Raw genomic sequence first — 16523 nt, 5'->3', positions numbered from 1 at the left:
CGCACGCCCGCGCCGGCCGCGGAATTGACCCCAGACAGGCCCGGAAGCTAGGCTCCCGCCCGTGCTCCTCGCCATCGACGTCGGCAACACCAACACCACCCTGGGCGTCTACGAGGGCGCCGTGCTCCGCAAGCACTGGCGCGTGGAGACGAGCCACACCCGCACCTACGACGAGTACGGCATCCTGCTGCGCCAGCTGTTCGCCTCGGCCGGCCTCGAGCCGGCGCGGGTCTCGTCGGTGGTGATCGCGAGCGTGGTCCCGCCGCTCGCCTTCACGCTCGAGCAGATGTGCGTCCGGTACTTCGACCGCAAGCCCATGTTCGTGGGCCCGGGGATGAAGACCGGGATGCCCATCCTCTACGAGAACCCGCGGGAGGTGGGCGCGGACCGGGTGGTGAACGCGGTGGCCGCGTTCGAGCGCTGGCGCTGCGCGCTGGTGGTGGTGGACTTCGGCACCGCCACCACGTTCGACGTCATCTCCGCGAAGGGCGAGTACCTGGGCGGCGCCATCTGCCCGGGGATCGGCATCTCCATGGACGCGCTCGCGCGCAGCGCCTCCAAGCTGCCGCGGGTGGAGTTCGCGAAGCCGCCGTCCGTCGTCGGCAAGAACACCGTCGCCTCCATCCAGGCCGGCCTGGTGTACGGGTACGTCGGGATGGTGGACGGGATCTGCGCGCAGATCGCGGCCGAGCTGGCCACGCCGCCCAAGGTGGTGGCGACCGGCGGGCTCGCGCCGCTCATCGCCGGCGTCTCCCGCAGCATCACCGAGGTGGACGAGCACCTCACGCTGGAGGGGCTGCGCATCCTCCACGAGCGCAACCGGTGACCGGCCAGGCCACCCCATCCCCGGCGCCCCGCGCCGCCGCCCCGGCGCGGAGCCTGCTCGACGAGGGCCTCGCCGCGTTCACCGCGCGCGACCTGGGCGCGGCGCACGCCGCTTTCGAGCGCGCGCACCGGCGGGACCCGCGCGACGCGCGGGCCATGTCCTGGTACGGCGTGACGCTGGTGCTCGTCGAGAAGAACTCGAACCTGGGCGTCACGCTCTGCGACCAGGCGCTGCGCGCCACCGGGCCGGAGCCCGAGCTGCTGCTCAACCAGGCCCGCGTGCACCTCGCGCTGAACCAGCGCGAGCGGGCGGTGCGCGCCATCCTGCGCGGGCTCGAGCTGTGGCCGCGCGACGCGAGCCTCTGCATGGCGCGCGACACCATCGGCATCCGCCGCCCGCCGGTGGTCGGCTTCCTGTCGCGCAACAACCCGCTGAACCGCTTCCTCGGCCGGATCCGGCACCGGTGGCAGCGGCGGAACACGCCGCCCTACGAGATGTCGCCGCTCGCGCTCGGCTTCCCGCCGGCGCTGCCCGAGGCCCCGCCGCCGCCCGCGCCCGTCCGGCTGGAGGTGGAGGCGGCGCCCGCCGCGGCGGAGCCGGCCGTGGAGCCCACCCCATCCGACGCGCCCGCCGGCGCGCCCGCCGAGCCCGTCAGCGCGCCCGTCGAGTCCGCCGCGCCCGAAGCCGCGCCCGCGGCCCCCGGGCCCGCCGCGGAGGACGCCGGCGCGCCCGCGGCGGCGCCCGGGCCGGACGAGCCTCGAGAGGTCGAACGCTGATGCCGGACTGTCCGCTCCCGCTGGAGACCCTGCCGAAGCCGCTGCAGAAGCACGCCGACCCGAAGGCCCCGCTGCCGCTCCGCACCATGGGCGCGAAGGGGCTCGTCCCGGCGGTCGCCGCCGCGGACCTGTCCACGCTCCTGTTCATGCTGGCGCACGATCCCGAGGCCGCGGTGCGCGAGACCGCGGCGAAGACCGCCGAGGGGCTGCCGGAGAAGATGTGGAGCGTGGCGCTGCGCTCGGACGAGGTGCCCGGGCCGGTGCTGGACTGGATGGCCGACCGGCTGGCGCAGCGGGAGGGCGCGCTCGAGCTGGTGCTGCTCAACCCGGCCACGCTGGACGCGACGGTGGCCCGCCTCGCCGCCCTCGTGCCGCAGCGCCTCGCCGAGATCGTCCGGCAGAACGAGCTGCGCCTGCTCCGGCACGAGCCCATCGTCCGCGCGCTGTGCGCGAACCCGAACGTGCTGGCGTCCACCCTGGACGGCGCCTGCGACTTCTGCGTGCGCAACGGGCTCACGCTGCTCGACGTGCCGCAGATGGTCGAGGCGCACAAGCGCGTCCACGGCGTCGATCCCACGGTGAAGCCGCCCGAGCCGGGCGAGACCGCCGCCCAGCTCATGGCCGAGTACGCGGACGAGCTGGCGCGCGACGCGGCCGGGGAGGGCGCGCCGCCCGCGGCGGACCCCGAGGAGCTGTCCACCCGCAAGCTGAACATCACGCAGCGCGTCATGCGCATGAGCGTGTCGGAGAAGATCAAGCTCGCCACGCTCGGCAACAAGGAGGCCCGCACCCTGCTCCTGCGCGACGCGAACAAGCTGGTGTGCATGGCGGCCGTCACCAGCCCCCGCATCACCGACGGCGAGATCCTCTCGCTGGCCAACTCGCGCACGGTGAACGCGGACGTGCTGCGCCACATCTACGGCACCCGCGAGTACCTGAAGACCTACGCCATCAAGATCTCGCTGGTGAAGAACCCGAAGGTCCCGCTGCCCACCGCGCTCAAGATGCTCAGCACGCTCCAGGAGAAGGACATCAAGGAGCTGGCCCGCGACCGGAACGTGCCGCAGACGATCCAGGCGCAGGCCAAGGCGTGGATGATGAAGAAGGAGCAGGCGGCGCGCGGGCCGGTGGGCGGGAAGCACTAGTGGCCGGGACCCCCGAGGCGGCGGGCGCGGCGCCGGTCCGCGTCGGGCGCGCGGTGTGGCTGTCCGCCGCCACCATGTCCTCGCGGGTGCTGGGCCTCGTCCGCGACCAGCTCTTCGCGATCCTGATCGGCGCGAACCGGTTCTCCGACGCGTTCGTGGTCGCGTTCCGGATCCCGAACCTGCTCCGCGACCTGTTCGCCGAGGGCGCGCTCTCCTCCGCGTTCGTGCCCGCGTTCGCCGACGCCCACCGCAACCGCGGGCGCGAGGCCGCCTACCGGCTCGCCAACACGGTGGTGGCGCTGGTGCTCCTGGTGGTCGGGGCCATCACGCTGCTCGGGATCGCGTTCGCCGGCCCGCTCGTCGCGCTGATGGCGCCGGGCTACACCGCCGACCAGGCGGCGCTGGCGGCGTACCTCACCCGCATCATGATGCCGTTCCTGCTCCTCGTCTCGCTCTCCGCGGTGGCGATGGGCATGCTGAACGCGCAGGGGCGGTTCACCGCGCCGGCGGTGGCCCCGGCGCTGTTCAACGTGGGGGCCATCGCGGTGGGGCTCGGGCTGTGGCTGGCCGGGCTCCCGCCGGAGCGGGCGGTGGTGGGCTGGTCCATCGGCACGCTGCTCGGCGGCGCGCTCCAGCTCGCGGCGCAGCTCCCGTCGGTCCGCGCGGTGGGCTACCGCGCCCGCCCGGCGCTCGCCGGCGGCGCGCTGGCCGATCCCGGCGTGCGCCGCATCTTCCGGCTGATGGGCGCCGCGGTGGTGGGGCTCTCCGCCACGCAGGTGAACATCCTCGTCAACACCGTCTTCGCCTCGCACGAGGAGGGCGCGAACACCTGGCTCCAGATGGCGTTCCGCCTCATGCAGCTCCCGCTGGGCGTGTTCGGCGTGGCCATCGCCACCGTGGCCGGCGCCGGCGTGGCGCAGCGCGCCGCGGCGCGCGACATGGGCGCGGTGCAGGACACGCTCGGCTCGGCGCTGCGGCTGGTCGCGTTCCTGAACGTGCCCTCGGCGGTGGGGCTGGCGGTGCTGGCCCGGCCCATCATCTCGGTCATCTACGAGCACGGGCGGTTCGGCGCCGCCGACACCGACGCCACCGCCGCGGCGCTGGTGTGCTACGCGGCCGGGCTCTACGCCTACTCCGCGGTGAAGGTGCTCGCCCCGGCGTTCTACGCGCTCGACCGGGCCCGCGTGCCGGTGGTGGGGAGCGTGCTCGGCATGGCGTCGAACGTGGTCCTCAACCTCGCGCTCTACCCCGTGCTCGGCTACCGCGGCGTGGCGCTCGGGACCTCGCTCGCGGCGCTCGCGAACTTCTCGGTGCTGCTCTTCTCCTGGCGGCGGCGCCACGGGCGGCTGGGCGGGGAAGGGCTCGCCCGCCAGCTCGGCAAGGTGCTGCTCGCCTCCGCCGTGCTCGCGGCGGTCGCGTTCGCGGCCGAGCGCGGGCTCGCCGGCCTGCTCGGCGGCCGCGCCGGCGTCCCGGCGCAGCTCGCCCTCGCGTTCGGCCCCATCGCCGCGGGCGGGCTCGCCTACCTCGCGGCGGCGCGCGCCCTGCGCATCGCCGAGCTCGACGAGCTCCTCGCCGGGCTGCGCCGGCGCCGCGCGCGCCGGGCCTGAGCCGCCGCCGCCTCCCCGGGGTTTGGCCGCGCGTGGGCCCGCGGCCTACCTTGCCGCGAGGGCGATCCGGCGAGGGTGACCATGGAAAACGGCGGCAGGGGCGGCGGAGAAGGCACGATGGACGAGATGCGTCACCGGGCCGAGGAGATGGCCGAGGGGATGCAGGAGCAGCTCGAGGGGCTCCGCGGCTACGCCGAGGACGCCGGCGAGTGGATCCGCGGCTTCGCGCGCGAGCGGCCCATCGCGGCCGTCGCCATCGCCGTCGGGATCGGGTTCCTGGCCGGCCGGCTGCTCTCGCGGACCTGAGCGGAGGGGCGATGGAGCGCGAGCGGGGGACGGGCGGGATGGAGGCGGGCGAGCTGGGCGACGTGGCGGACGCGCTGCGCGAGCTCGGCGACGAGGCGCGCGAGTCGGTGGCGCGGCTCGCCGACGAGCTGGAGCTGGAGCGCCGCATGGCGGAGTCGCCCATGGTGGTGCTGGGGGTGGCGGCCGCCGCAGGGCTGGTGCTGGGCGGCGGCCTGTGGCCGCTGCTGCGGCCCATGGTGCGGATGGCGGCGCGCGCGGCGCTCTCGCCGACGAACCTGCTCGCGCTCGGCGCGGCGGTGGGCGCGATGCGCGCGGCGCGCGCGCGGGAGGCGACGTCCGGCGCCGGGCCGGAGGGCTCCTCCGTGCCCTCGACGCATTGACCGCGCGCAGGCGCGGGCGCACCCGGAGGGCGCACGCGCGCTCCACGTCGACGCGGGAATCGGTCCTCTGCGTCGCACCGCGTCCTCCACGTTGGGGCGCCGGGTTGACCCGCGCCGTGCGCGCGCGCACCTTGGACTCCTCTTCTCCGGGCCGGGGTCAGTGACATGATGGACGTGACGCGCGGGGCACGCGGCGAGCTCGTCATCCGGATCGAGGGCACGTTCGATCGCCAGGCCGCGAGCCGCCTCTCCGGGTGGCTCGGCGAGATCCCCGCCTCCTCCCCGCTGGTGCTCGACTTCTCGGGCGTGCGCGACGTCCAGGACCTCGGCGTGGCCGCCATGGCGGGCCAGCTCTGCGGCCGCGACGCGGTCGAGGTGGTGGGCCTGGGCCGCCACCAGCAGCGGCTGCTCCGCTACCTGGGCGTCACCCTCGTGCCGCCGGCCGGCGACGAGGAGGCGCTCGGGTAACGCGGCGCGGCGGCGCTAGTCGCGCACGAGCGGCGCGGCGGCGCGGCGGTCCTTCTCGGCGGCCGGTTCGGCGGGCAGCCCCTCGTCGAGGAGTTGCGACGCGATCGCGAGCGCCTTGCGGACCTTGTCCTTCACCTTCTCGTCGCCCTTGATCTTCTGGTAGGCCTTGAGGACGCGCTCCTCGTTCTTGGCGTTCGCGGCCTCCAGCTCCGCCACGCGCCGGCGCAGCTCGGCGGTGCGGTTCTCCACCTCGCCGCGCGCGCCCTCCGCCTCGCCGCGCGCCACCACCAGCTCGGTGCGCAGCTCCTCCAGCTCGCGCTCCATCGCCTCGGCGTGCGCCGCGGCCTCGGCGGCGGCGGCCGCCTCCGCGGTCCGCCTGCGCGCCGCGTCCTCCGCCTCGAGCGCGCGCGCCTCGGCGTCCTCGGCCCGGCGCTCGGCGTCGCCGGCTGCGCGCTCGGCGCCCGCCAGCCGCTCGCGCAGCTCGGCCAGCTCGCGGTCCAGCGCCTCGGCGCGATCCTGGGCGTCGCGCGCCTCGTCGCGCGCCCCGGCCAGCTCGGCGCGGGCGCGCTCCGCCTCCGCCGCGGCCGCGTCGCCGCGCGCGCGGAGGGCGGCCTGCTCGGCGGCGGCGCCCGCCGCGGCGTCCTCCGCCTGGCGCAGCTGCTCGCGCAGCGCCGCGAGCTCGGCCGGATCGGCGCCCGCCGGCGCCGGGGCCGGCGCGGACGCCGGCAGGTCGTCCAGCAGCGGGATCCCCGCCGCCCGCAGCGCGTCGGCGCTCGCGCCGCGCACCGGCGGGCGCGCCGCCGCGGGCGGCTCGTCGGCGAGCGCGCCGAGCGCGGCGTCCGCGTCGAGCAGCGACAGGCCCGCGTCCGGATCGTCCGCGGCGCCCAGCCCCGCGGGGCCGGAGAGGTCGTCGGTCCCGTCGAGCAGCGACGGGTCGAGGGGGTCGTCCACCGCGGCCGGAACGTCGCCCAGGCCGAGCGCCAGGTCGAGCGCGTCGCCCGGCCGCTCGGGGCGCGGCGCCGCGATGCCGTCGAACGCCTCGTCGAGCAGCGCCAGGTCGTCCGCGGCGGGCACCTCGCCGCCGTCGCCGCCCGGCTCGTCCGGGAGCGCGTCGAGGTCGAGGGCGGGGAGGTCCGCGTCGGAGAGGTCCGAGACCGCCTCGAGCCCCATCTCCTCCTCGAGCGAGACGATCTCCTCGTCGGCCTCGAGCGCCTCCTCGCCCGCGTCGGGCAGCCCCACCAGCGCGCCGAGCTTCTCGACCAGCGCGGCGGCCGGGAACGGCTTCAGCAGGTACTCGTCGGCGCGGACCTTCAGCTTGCGGTGGTTCTCGAACGTCTCCTCGGTCGCCTCGGCGCTGGTGAGCACGAGCGGCGTCGCCTTCAGCGCGTCGTCCTTCTTGAGCTTCTGGCAGACGAGGTAGCCGCTCATCCCGGGCAGCTCGACGGAGAGCACCACGCCCGCCGGGGCCCACTCGCGCGCCAGCTCGATCCCGAGCTTCCCGTCGCCGGTGACGCGCACGTCGAAGCCGCTCGCCTCGAGCGTCTTCGAGAGCTCGGCGGCGAACGCGGCGTCGTTCTCGATGAGCAGGATCTTCGTCGGCATCAGGTGGACCCGGGCACGGGCGGGAGGGGACGGCGCGCGCGCCGCGCACGTCGCGCACCGCGCGGAAAATGCTGGTGAATGTTACCCGCGGGGCGAGGCGAGGTCAAAACGGACGCCGGGTCGCGGGTCGTCCCCGCGACCACACCGCCGGCGCCGCGATCGGCCGCTATCGGCCGGCGGCGGCCTCGGCCTGGGCGGCCTGGACGAGCTTGAACAGCGCGTCCTCGTCGAGGTCCGAGACGAGCGAGTAGACGATCTCGTCCTGGCGCCACACCGCGACGTTGTACCCGCGCGCGTTGACCACCCGGACGACCTGGGGGCCCACCTTCACCTCGCGCCCGGGCGTGTCGAAGCGGCGGTCCGGGTCGTCCACGATGAACAGGCCGGCCTGTCCGCGGGGGAGCTGGTAGCGCACGTAGGCCGCCGGCCACTCGCGCAGGTTGGAGAGCCGGGCGCCCTCGAGGCGGGCCACGGCGCCGGCGAAGTGCGGCAGGGCCGGGTGGAAGTCGAGCTTGCCCGCGAACCAGCCCGGCATGGCCGCCGCGTCCACCTCGAGCGGCAGCGCGCGGTGGTGCACCCGGATCGCGTCGTCCACCAGGGCGGTGTCGCCGCGGTGGCCCGCCAGCACCACCAGCACGCCCATCGCGCAGGCGGCCACGGCGGCGACCGGCACCGGCTGGAGCACCCGGCGCCAGAGCGGCCGGCGCTCGTGCGCGAGCGAGGTCCGCACGCGCGCGCGGAGGTGGGGCGGCGCGCAGCCGGCGGCGGCGGGCGAGGCCATCGCCTCGCGGAGCTTGGCGCGCAGCGCGAGCCGGAGCGCGCCCTGGCGGTCGGCCATGGCGCGGCACGGCGTGCAGGTGGCGAGGTGGGCCTCGGCCTCGGCGCGCTCGCGCTCGTCGAACTCGCCGTCGAGGTACGCGTCGATCGATCGCTCGAGCTCGCGGCAGTCCATGGCGGCGGTGAGCGTGGAGTCGGTCCGCATTCGAGGCCCTCTGGCCGGGATCCTAGGCCGACTTGCCGCGGCGGCGCCGGTACGTCTCGAGGTCGATGCTCTCGCCGTCGTCGGACTCCGGCAGCTGGATCACCCCGGAGACCACGGCGTAGCTCGCCAGCGCCTTCTGCAACAGCCGGCGTCCACGGTACAGCCGGCTCATCACCGTGCCCACCGGGACGTCGAGGATCTCGGCGATCTCCTTGTACGAGAACTCCTGCAGGTCCGCGAGGATCACGACCATCCGGAAGTCGATGGGCAGCGAGTCCACCGCCTTCAGGACGTCGTCGGAGAGGAGCCGGTCGAAGAAGTACTGCTCCGGGTTGGCCGCGTACTCGGCCGCCTCGCGCGACACGAACCGCTCGTGCACGGCGTCGCGCTCCGACCCCTCGACGATGTTGCGCTCCTTCACCGACCGTCGATACCGGTTGATGAAGGTGTTGGTCAGGATCTTGAACAGCCACGCCTTGATGTTGGTGCCGCGCTCGAACTTGTCGAAGAAGCGGTAGGCGCGCAGGAACGTGTCCTGGACCAGGTCCTCGGCGTCGCGGTCGTTCTTCGTGAGCCGCAGCGCCGCCGAGTAGAGGGGGTCGATGTGCTTGAGCGCGAGCTCCTGGAACTCGTCGCGGGTCAGGTCGTTCTGTCGGAGGTCGAACATTTCGGGCTTGATCTCGATCTAATCCCGGACGACGCGCACCCGCTTCCGATTCAGGCCACTCGACCTGGGAAACGGCCCATCGGCCGGGGAGATTCCCGCGCGCCGTCCGTCCGGCCGCAGGACCGGAGGGGGAGAGGGCGAGCACGCGGAAAGGACTCGGGATTCCTAGCATCCCGCCGCCCGGGGCCGTAAGCCCCGGGCGCGGGAGCCGGCAGGGGGTCCCCGCGGCCCCGGCGCGGCGCGCGCCGGCGTGGTAAGACCCTCGGCCCGCCGCCGCGCCCCGGCGGGTGGATCGCACGACGCCCATGCCGAGACTCCTCTTCGCCGACGACCGGGGCACGGTCTACGACCACCCGACGCTGCTCGCGGCCGCGCGCAGCGGCGACGCGATCCTGCGCCCCGCGGAGCGCGCGCTCCCGCTGCCGGACGGCGCGACGCTGTGCCTGCTCCCGGGGCGGCGCCCCGTCGGCGTGGACCCGGAGACCGGCGCGCAGGTGGTGCTGCACGAGGTGAAGGTCGGGCGCCGGCGCCTCGTGCCGCACGCGGTCGGGGCCACGCTCCCGCCGGGCTACACGCGGACGCTGCTCCCGGCCGCGGCGCGCCCGCCGCTCGCCACGGTGGACGAGGCGCCCACGCTCCCGCAGTGGGCCTACACCGCGGCGGGCCTGGGCGAGGACGGGCCGGTGGTGTGGGCGCTCCACACCGACCGCCGCGCGCACTGGGACCCGTCGCGCCACTCCACCCCGGACCTGCCGGCCAGGGTCGAGCGGCTGGTCGCGACCGGCAACCCCATCTACCGCCAGCTGGCGCGGTGCGCGCTGGAGTGGCGCTGCTTCACCGCGCAGAACACGTTCTACGCCCGCGACGAGGGCGCCATCCCGTCGTCGGCCGCGTGCAACGCCGCCTGCGTGGGCTGCCTGTCCGAGCAGGACGAGGGCATGCCGCCGTCCTCGCACGAGCGGATCGCGCGGCCGCCCACCGCCGAGGAGATGGCCGACGTGGCGGTGCGCCACCTGGAGCGCGCCACCGGCCGCGTGATGATCTCCTTCGGCCAGGGCTGCGAGGGCGAGCCGCTGCTGCGCTGGAAGGAGATCGAGAAGGCCATCCGGCTCATCCGCGCGCGGACCCGGCGCGGCACGCTGCACGCGAACACGAACGGCTCGCTGCCCGAGGCACTGGCGCGGCTGATCGCGGCCGGGCTGGAGTCGGTGCGCGTCTCGCTCAACAGCGCCTCGCCGGACCTCTACGCCGCCTACTACCGGCCCACCGGCTACGCGCTCGAGGACGTGGTGCGCGCGGTGCGCGCGGCGAAGGCGGGCGGCGCCTACGTGGCGCTCAACCTGCTCACGTTCCCCGGCGTCACCGATCGCGCCGGCGAGGCGGAGCGGCTGTGCCGCCTGGTGGCGGAGACCGGGGTGGACCAGGTGCAGACCCGGCCGCTCGCCATCGACCCGGACGTCTACATGGCCATCGCCCGCGACCGCGGCGCGCCCGGCGGGGCGCTGGGCATCCCGGCGCTGGTGCGCGCGCTGAAGCGGGCGCGGCCGGGGCTGGTGGTGGGCAACTTCTCCCGCGCGCGGGGCGAGCGGGGGGCGCGCGCGCGCCCGGCCCCGCCGGCCCGGCGCCGCCGCACGGAGGCGCGATGAAGGCCGAGGCCGAGCTGCCGCTGCGCAAGGACCTGGCGCGCCACCTGCGCGCCGGGCACCCCTGGGTGTTCCGCAAGGCGGTGGAGCGCGCGCCGGCGCGGCTGCCGGCGGGCACGATCGTGGACGTCACCGAGGACGGCCGCTTCGTCGCCCGCGGCTACTACGATCCGCACTCCGCCATCTCGGTGCGCATCCTCACCCGCGAGCCGGCCGAGGCCATCGACGCGGCCTTCTGGCGCCGGCGGGTGGCGCGGGCGGTGGCGCTGCGCCGGGAACTGGTGCGCGACACCACCGGCTACCGCGTGGTGCACGGCGAGGGCGACGCGCTGCCGGGCGTGGTCGCCGACCGCTACGACCGCCACGTGGTGCTGAAGCTCTACTCGGCCGGCCTCACCCCGCACCGCGCCGAGATCGTCGAGGCGCTCCACGCCGAGCAGGAGGGCGTCGCCGGCGTGTTCGGCCGCGACGAGATCCCGCGCGACGACCAGGACGAGGGCGAGGGCGGCGGGAGCGGGCGCGTGCTGTGGGGGGCGGAGCCGCCGGAGCGCATCGCCATCGACGAGCACGGGATGAAGGTGCTGGTGGACGTGCGGCGCGGGCAGAAGACCGGCCACTTCCTGGACCAGCGCGAGAACCGGCGGATGGTGCGCGACCTGGCCCGCGGCCGGGCCGAGGCGCTCAACCTGTTCGGCTACACCGGGGGCTTCTCGGTGGCGGCGGCGCTGGGCGGCGCCGGGCACGTGGTCACGGTGGACGTGGACCGCGACGCCATCGCGCTCGCGCGCGAGAACTTCCGCGCGAACGGCCTCGACGCCGCCGACCACGCGTTCGCCGCCGAGGACTGCTTCGAGCTGCTCGCCCGCTACAAGCGCGAGGGGCGCCGCTTCGACCTGGTGGTGTGCGACCCGCCCGCGTTCGCGAAGTCGCAGAAGGCGGTGGAGGGCGCGCTGGCCGGCTACGCGTCGCTGAACCGCGCCGCGCTCGCGGTGCTCGCGCCGGGCGGGCTCCTCGTGACCGCGAGCTGCTCGGCGCGCGTCTCGGCGGAGCAGTTCGCCGACGCGGTGAAGGAGGCGGCCTACAAGGCGCGGGTGGACCTCGCGCTGGTGGCCGAGACCCGGCAGCCGCCGGATCACCCGGTCTCGCTGCAGTTCCGCGAGGGCCGCTACCTGAAGTGCATGGTGCTGCGCCGCGCCGGGTAGCTCCCGCGGCGGCGCGCGCGCCGATCCCGTCGAGCCGCGAGCTCAGCGCGGCGGCTGGCGGTGGAGCGCCTCCGCGAGCGCGCCGGGCTCCTCGTCCAGCGTCACCTCGACGAAGCCCTGGGCCGGCCGCGCCGAGATCGTCACCGGCACGCGCCCGGCGTCCGTCTTGACCCAGGCGCGCGCCCCGGCGACGGAGTGGCCGGTCTCGTGCACCTCGTCCACCGTGCGGCGGATGGTGCACTCGCGGCAGTGCTCCGCCTTGCCGCAGCCGCCGGGGAGGCGCGAGCGGGAGCAGGCCATCGCCTCGCCGCAGCGCAGGCCGCGCAGGTCGGCCCGGGGCCGGTTCAGCACGTCCGCGAGCCGCTCGCTCGCCGCCACGACGCGCCCGCCGCCGTCCACCACCATGACCGGCACCGGCAGCAGGTCGAGGTACTCGCCCAGCTTCAGCCCGCCCCACAGCTTCGCGAAGTACGCGTCGCAGTCGGGGCACATGCCGTGGCTCACGCCGACGGCCTCGCCGGGCGACTCCCGCAGCAGCCGGTGGCAGTAGGAGCAGACGACCTTCATGCCGCGAGCGTGCGGCCGCCGCCCCGGCGCGTCAACGCCCGGACGGAGCCGCGCGACCGAGCGCCGCGGTGCGGCCGCGGCGTACATCCACGACGCGTGATCCGCTGCGTCAGATCGCGTCGCCCGGCGCCGGGCCGGCGGGCTCGTCGCAGCCTTCCATGGCTTCCTCGAGCAGCGCCGGGAGGCGGCCGCGCCGCTGCGCCGCGAGCAGCGCGTCGAGCTCGTCCCAGCGGGCCTGCGGGCGCGCGCGCAGCAGCGACCGGTAGGTGCGCAGCACGCTCTCCACGCCCGCGGTCTGCACCGCCAGCCAGTCGTCGGCGCTGCGCGGGTGCTCGATCTGGAAGACGGCCATCCCGAACACCGACTGCACGTAGAGGATCTTCCCGAAGCGGTTGCCGTCGTCCTCGGCGAGCGGGTCGAGCGGGCCCGAGCAGCCGCGCACCTGGATGTCCGGGATCTCCACGATCCACTGCAGCAGCCAGCGGCGATCGGCCGCGGCGCGGCGCGCGAGCGGCTCGCGCTCGAGGCGGCGGGTGACCTCGACCGCCTTGCGGCGCTCGGCCGGGGTGGAGGGGCCGCGCTCGCGCTCTCCCAGGGCGGGAGCGGCGGCGAGCAGCGCGGCGAGGCTGGCGGTGACGAGGAGGGTCCGGTTCACGCGGGGCTCCGGGGAGGTCGAAGGGACAAGGTAACGGGCCGAGGCGGCCGGGACCGCATCGCGGTGGGGGGAAGGCCTCAAGGAGCAGGCACGGTGGGGGCCGGACCGGGCGGCGCCGCCGGGGGAGGGTGGCGCCCGCCCCCCAGCGCGACCACGAGCGCGAGCGCCGCGAGCAGGGTCATGCCGAGCGACGCGGTCGCCCAGATGCCCTGCGGCAACCTCGCCAGGCGGAACCGGAGCGACGGCTGCACCGGATCGCGCCGCTCCAGCGCGGCCGCGGCGGGCGGCGGCGGGGGCGTCGCGTTCCGGAACGCGCGCAGCAGCAGCGCCAGCGCCACGCCGCCGGTCACCAGCGTCGCCACCATCTGCCCGGCGGCCGGCGAGGCGGCGGCCTCGTCCGCGCCCGAGCCGGCGCCGGCGAGCGCGGCCCCCGCCGCGAGCGCGTTGTTCATCGCGTGCGCGGCGACCGCGTTCCAGGTGTTGCCGCTGCGCAGCGCCAGCCAGCCGAACAGGAGGCCCTGCAGCAGGAGCGCGGGGAGGCGGACCGGATCGAGGTGCAGGAGCGCGAAGAAGATCGTGCCCGCCGCCAGGCCGGCCGCCGGGCCGCGGCGGATGGCCACCGTGCGCTGCAGGTAGCCGCGGAACGCGATCTCCTCGCACACCGGGGCGAGGAGCGCCGCCGCCGCCGCGATGGCGTACCGCTCCGCCCCCGGCGTGTCGAAGAGCCGGCCGACGTCGAACAGCTCGGTGATCCGCGGCGGGAGCACCTCCACCCACGCGAACATGAGCGCGTTCGCCACCAGGAACCCCGCCGCGCCGGCCAGCGCCGCGAGCGCCAGGGGGACGCCGGCCGGGCGGCCCAGGCCGAGGTACGGGACCGGGCGCAGGTTCGAGCCGAGCGCGGCCGCGAACGCCGGCAGCAGGAACACGAACACCTCGCTCCAGGCCAGGCCCGCCGCCGGGTGGAGCTGCTGGGCGAGGATGCCGGGGCCGTACAGCAGCAGGAGCACCGCGAAGAACGCGAGCCCGCTCTTGCGGAACGGCGCGGCCGCGGGCGCCGCCTCGCCGGGCGGCGGCGAGAGCGCCGGGGAGGGAGGCGGCGGCGGCGGGGGCGGGGCCGCGTCGCCCTGCGACGGGCCGGGACGGGTGGGATCCACTCGGGCGGATGATAGCCGCGCGGGCCGCCGCGCGCGCGCCCTCGTCGGCGCCGGAACGCGGGTAAGATGCGCGCATGGACTTCCGCAACCGGACGGTGGTGGTGTGCGTGGGCGGCGGCATCGCCGCGTACAAGGCCTGCGACCTCACGAGACTCATCGTGAAGGGCCACGGCGAGGTGCGCGTCGCCATGACCCCGGCCGCGACCCGGTTCGTGGCCCCGCTCACGTTCCAGGCGCTGTCCGGCGCGCCGGTGCTCACCGACCTCTTCGAGCCGGCGAAGGACCTCACCTACGGCCACCTGGAGATGGCGCGCGTCGCCGACCTGGTGGTGGTGGCGCCCGCCACGGCGGACCTGATCGCGCGGATCCGCGCCGGCATGGCCGACGACGCGGTCACCACCGCGGTGCTCGCCGCCACCTGCCCGGTGCTCCTCGCCCCGGCCATGAACACGCGCATGTGGCGCAACGTCGCGGTGCAGGAGAACCTGGCCGCGCTGCGGGCGCGCGGGATGCACGTGGTCGGCCCGGCCGCGGGGCTGCTCGCCGACGGCGACGTGGGCGAGGGGCGGCTCGCCGAGCCGCAGGAGATCGCGCTCGCCGCCGCGCGGCTGCTGGGGCGCCAGGACCTGGCCGGGCGCAAGGTGCTCGTCACCGCCGGGCCGACCCGCGAGCCCATCGACCCGGTCCGCTTCGTGTCCAACCCCTCGTCCGGCAAGATGGGCTACGCGGTCGCGCGGGTGGCGGCCCGGCGGGGCGCGCAGGTCACGCTCGTCTCCGGGCCCACCGCGCTCGAGGACCCGGCCGGCGTCGAGGTGGTGCGCGTCGAGACCGCCGAGGAGATGGCGCGCGCGGTCGATGCGGCCCAGGCGGAGATGGACCTGTTCGTGGGCGCGGCCGCCGTCTCGGACTACCGGCCCGCCGCGCCCGCCGCGCACAAGCTCAAGAAGAAGCCCGGCGACGAGACGCTCGTGCTCGCCCGCACGCCGGACATCCTGGCCGGGCTGGGCGCGCGCCACGCCGGCAAGCCCGGCGCGCCGGTGCTGGTGGGGTTCGCCGCGGAGACCGAGGAGGTCATCGCGCGCGCCCGCGAGAAGCTGAAGGGCAAGCGCTGCGACCTGGTGGTCGCGAACAAGGTCGGCGCCCCGGGCGCCGGCTTCGGCGGCGACACCAACCGCGTGGCGCTCGTCTCCGCCGCCGAGCTGGCCGAGATCGAGGGGACGAAGGACAAGGTCGCCGAGGCGATCCTCGACTGGATCCTGCCGGTGCTCGACGCGCGCCGCCCGCGAGGCTGAGCGCTCGGCCTTCGACGAGCTCAGGCCGAGCGGGCCGGTTCGCTCATCCCGAGCGTAGCGCGGCCTGTGGCCGCGCGGAGTCGAGGGAGCCGCATCACGCGGCGAGCTTCGCGATCGACGGCGGCAGGATCAGCTTGCCGTGGATGCCGCGCCGGAAGCTGAGGCGCGTCTCCTCGGCGATGTCGGCCGCGTCGCGGAACGGGATCCGGTGGTGCACGGTCCGCTCCTTCAGCTGCTTGCGGAGGTCGGTCGCGAGCCGGATGTTGCGCGCGCCGGTGGCGTCGGCCCGGGCCGCCTGGCTGCGCTCGCCCTCGGCGAGCAGCCCGAGGATGGCCTGCACCGCGAGCTCGTTCGTCTCGGTGACGAGGTCGGGCTCGAGCACCAGGTTGCGCTCGCGCGCCAGCGCCAGCCGCGAGACGTGGTGGAACCCGCCCATGCGCGCGCTCACCAGCAGCGAGCGGAACAGCTGTCGCGAGACGCCGAACGGGATCACCGACGCGCCGGTGAGCGTGCGCGCCAGGAAGTCGTCGTGGCCGCGGATGGCGCGGGTGGACACCTGGCGCGCCAGCCGCGACAGGTCGCGGTCCATGCGGCGGTCGTAGCGCAGCTCCCAGTAGGCGTGGCGGGTGTTGGTCTTGTGGAACGAGGCGACCGTCTTGAACGGCACGAAGTAGTTGTGCGCGACCGTGTCCGCGGAGAGGTGCGCGAGGAAGCCGAGCGCGAAGGCCTGCTCGGCCCCGGGCCTCGCCTGCTTGAACACGTTGAAGCCCACGCGCCAGTTGTGACAGTGGTACAGGTAGCGGGCCATGTTCTTGCCCACCACGATGTCCGCCGCGAGGGAGCCGTAGAGGAACTCGTTGCCGAAGTCCTGCAGCACCATGCGCAGCGAGGGCTGCGCCACGCCCAGGTTCGCGAGGGCCTGCGCCGAGAAGTTGAGGTGCGCCAGCGGCCCCCACGCCTGGGCGTCGGAGGGCCAGGCGAGGATGGCGACGGCGGCGGCTGCGAGCGTGGCGGGGAGGAGCAGGCGGAGCAGCTTCATCGGGGTCGATTCTAGGTTTCGCGCGGCGGCGGTCGCAACGCGAGCTTCCTGATTTTTCGAGGGTAAGGTGGGCGAAGCGCGTTCAGGGGAGGCGGTGTCGGAGGTCGCGGCCGAGCTGGCGCGGCACCTGCGCTGGTTGGAGGCGGCCGGCGTCCGGGAGGTTCCGAGGCCGTCGCTGCCGGTGGAACCGCCGGCGGCGGCCGCGCATG

The 16523-nt window shown here is 75.7% G+C and carries 17 protein-coding genes; 10 read left to right on the top strand and 7 right to left on the bottom strand.

Translation table 11 applies throughout. The features are described from left to right. The first annotated feature begins 61 nt into the window (after positions 1 to 61). The 7 genes from ADEH_RS12345 to ADEH_RS12315 all read left to right on the top strand — a co-directional run bounded on the left by ADEH_RS12345 (position 62) and on the right by ADEH_RS12315 (position 5508). Positions 62 to 826, top strand: a complete 765-nt coding sequence (locus tag ADEH_RS12345; RefSeq protein WP_011421439.1) for a type III pantothenate kinase — start codon at positions 62 to 64, stop codon at positions 824 to 826. Next, positions 823 to 1602 carry a tetratricopeptide repeat protein gene (locus ADEH_RS12340; RefSeq protein ID WP_011421438.1) on the top strand — a complete coding sequence of 260 codons (780 nt, stop codon included), beginning with the start codon at positions 823 to 825 and terminating at the stop codon, positions 1600 to 1602. The genes ADEH_RS12345 and ADEH_RS12340 overlap by 4 nt, the downstream gene beginning before the upstream one ends. Continuing rightward, entirely contained in the window at positions 1602 to 2747 is a 1146-nt protein-coding gene (locus ADEH_RS12335) for a hypothetical protein (protein ID WP_011421437.1), read from the top strand. Before ADEH_RS12340 ends, ADEH_RS12335 begins: the two co-directional genes overlap by 1 nt. Next, entirely contained in the window at positions 2747 to 4354 is a 1608-nt protein-coding gene (gene murJ, locus ADEH_RS12330) for a murein biosynthesis integral membrane protein MurJ (protein ID WP_011421436.1), read from the top strand. The genes ADEH_RS12335 and murJ overlap by 1 nt, the downstream gene beginning before the upstream one ends. Before the next feature lie 117 nt (positions 4355 to 4471). Beyond that, positions 4472 to 4660 (top strand): glycine zipper domain-containing protein, encoded by a 189-nt coding sequence (locus ADEH_RS12325; protein WP_232287267.1) that lies wholly within the window; start codon positions 4472 to 4474, stop codon positions 4658 to 4660. Between the two features lie 11 nt (positions 4661 to 4671). Further along, positions 4672 to 5040 (top strand): hypothetical protein, encoded by a 369-nt coding sequence (locus ADEH_RS12320; protein WP_011421434.1) that lies wholly within the window; start codon positions 4672 to 4674, stop codon positions 5038 to 5040. Between the two features lie 168 nt (positions 5041 to 5208). Next, the gene (locus ADEH_RS12315; RefSeq protein ID WP_232287495.1) at positions 5209 to 5508 is read left to right on the top strand and encodes an STAS domain-containing protein; all 300 of its coding nucleotides are present in this window, start codon (positions 5209 to 5211) and stop codon (positions 5506 to 5508) included. Positions 5509 to 5523: 15 nt separating this feature from the next. Here ADEH_RS12315 and ADEH_RS12310 read toward each other — a convergent pair whose 3' ends face one another. From ADEH_RS12310 to ADEH_RS12300, 3 genes are all read right to left on the bottom strand, one after another. Then, positions 5524 to 7110 (bottom strand): response regulator, encoded by a 1587-nt coding sequence (locus tag ADEH_RS12310; protein ID WP_011421432.1) that lies wholly within the window; start codon positions 7108 to 7110, stop codon positions 5524 to 5526. Between the two features lie 166 nt (positions 7111 to 7276). Further along, positions 7277 to 8092 carry a zf-HC2 domain-containing protein gene (locus ADEH_RS12305; protein ID WP_011421431.1) on the bottom strand — a complete coding sequence of 272 codons (816 nt, stop codon included), beginning with the start codon at positions 8090 to 8092 and terminating at the stop codon, positions 7277 to 7279. Positions 8093 to 8114: 22 nt separating this feature from the next. Then, positions 8115 to 8759: a sigma-70 family RNA polymerase sigma factor gene (locus ADEH_RS12300; protein ID WP_011421430.1), complete on the bottom strand. Its 645-nt coding sequence runs from the start codon at positions 8757 to 8759 to the stop codon at positions 8115 to 8117. 305 nt (positions 8760 to 9064) lie between these two features. Here ADEH_RS12300 and ADEH_RS12295 point away from each other — a divergent pair, with 305 nt between their 5' ends. Beyond that, positions 9065 to 10405 carry a radical SAM protein gene (locus tag ADEH_RS12295; protein WP_011421429.1) on the top strand — a complete coding sequence of 447 codons (1341 nt, stop codon included), beginning with the start codon at positions 9065 to 9067 and terminating at the stop codon, positions 10403 to 10405. Next, positions 10402 to 11604, top strand: a complete 1203-nt coding sequence (locus tag ADEH_RS12290) for a class I SAM-dependent rRNA methyltransferase (RefSeq protein WP_011421428.1) — start codon at positions 10402 to 10404, stop codon at positions 11602 to 11604. Before ADEH_RS12295 ends, ADEH_RS12290 begins: the two co-directional genes overlap by 4 nt. 42 nt (positions 11605 to 11646) lie before the next feature. On the opposite strand, the gene ADEH_RS12285 is transcribed toward ADEH_RS12290, so the two are convergent. The 3 genes from ADEH_RS12285 to ADEH_RS12275 form a co-directional block, all read right to left on the bottom strand. Next, positions 11647 to 12171, bottom strand: a complete 525-nt coding sequence (locus ADEH_RS12285; protein WP_041453881.1) for a PAS domain-containing protein — start codon at positions 12169 to 12171, stop codon at positions 11647 to 11649. A 109-nt stretch (positions 12172 to 12280) separates the two neighbouring features. After that, positions 12281 to 12826, bottom strand: coding sequence for a hypothetical protein (locus ADEH_RS12280; protein WP_011421426.1), 546 nt, complete (start codon positions 12824 to 12826; stop codon positions 12281 to 12283). 77 nt (positions 12827 to 12903) lie between these two features. Continuing rightward, positions 12904 to 13983, bottom strand: coding sequence for a CPBP family intramembrane glutamic endopeptidase (locus ADEH_RS12275; protein WP_011421425.1), 1080 nt, complete (start codon positions 13981 to 13983; stop codon positions 12904 to 12906). Positions 13984 to 14057: 74 nt separating this feature from the next. Here ADEH_RS12275 and coaBC point away from each other — a divergent pair, with 74 nt between their 5' ends. Beyond that, a complete protein-coding gene (coaBC, locus tag ADEH_RS12270; RefSeq protein WP_011421424.1) occupies positions 14058 to 15275 on the top strand; it encodes a bifunctional phosphopantothenoylcysteine decarboxylase/phosphopantothenate--cysteine ligase CoaBC in 1218 nt (405 codons plus the stop codon). 94 nt (positions 15276 to 15369) lie between these two features. On the opposite strand, the gene ADEH_RS12265 is transcribed toward coaBC, so the two are convergent. After that, positions 15370 to 16314 carry a zinc dependent phospholipase C family protein gene (locus tag ADEH_RS12265; protein WP_011421423.1) on the bottom strand — a complete coding sequence of 315 codons (945 nt, stop codon included), beginning with the start codon at positions 16312 to 16314 and terminating at the stop codon, positions 15370 to 15372. Between the last annotated feature and the right edge of the window lie 209 nt (positions 16315 to 16523).

It is taken from the genome of Anaeromyxobacter dehalogenans 2CP-C, from assembly GCF_000013385.1.
Classification (GTDB): domain Bacteria; phylum Myxococcota; class Myxococcia; order Myxococcales; family Anaeromyxobacteraceae; genus Anaeromyxobacter; species Anaeromyxobacter dehalogenans_B.
The sequence above is the reverse complement of the archived record's forward strand: the minus strand, read 5'-3'. Positions and strand labels throughout refer to the sequence as shown.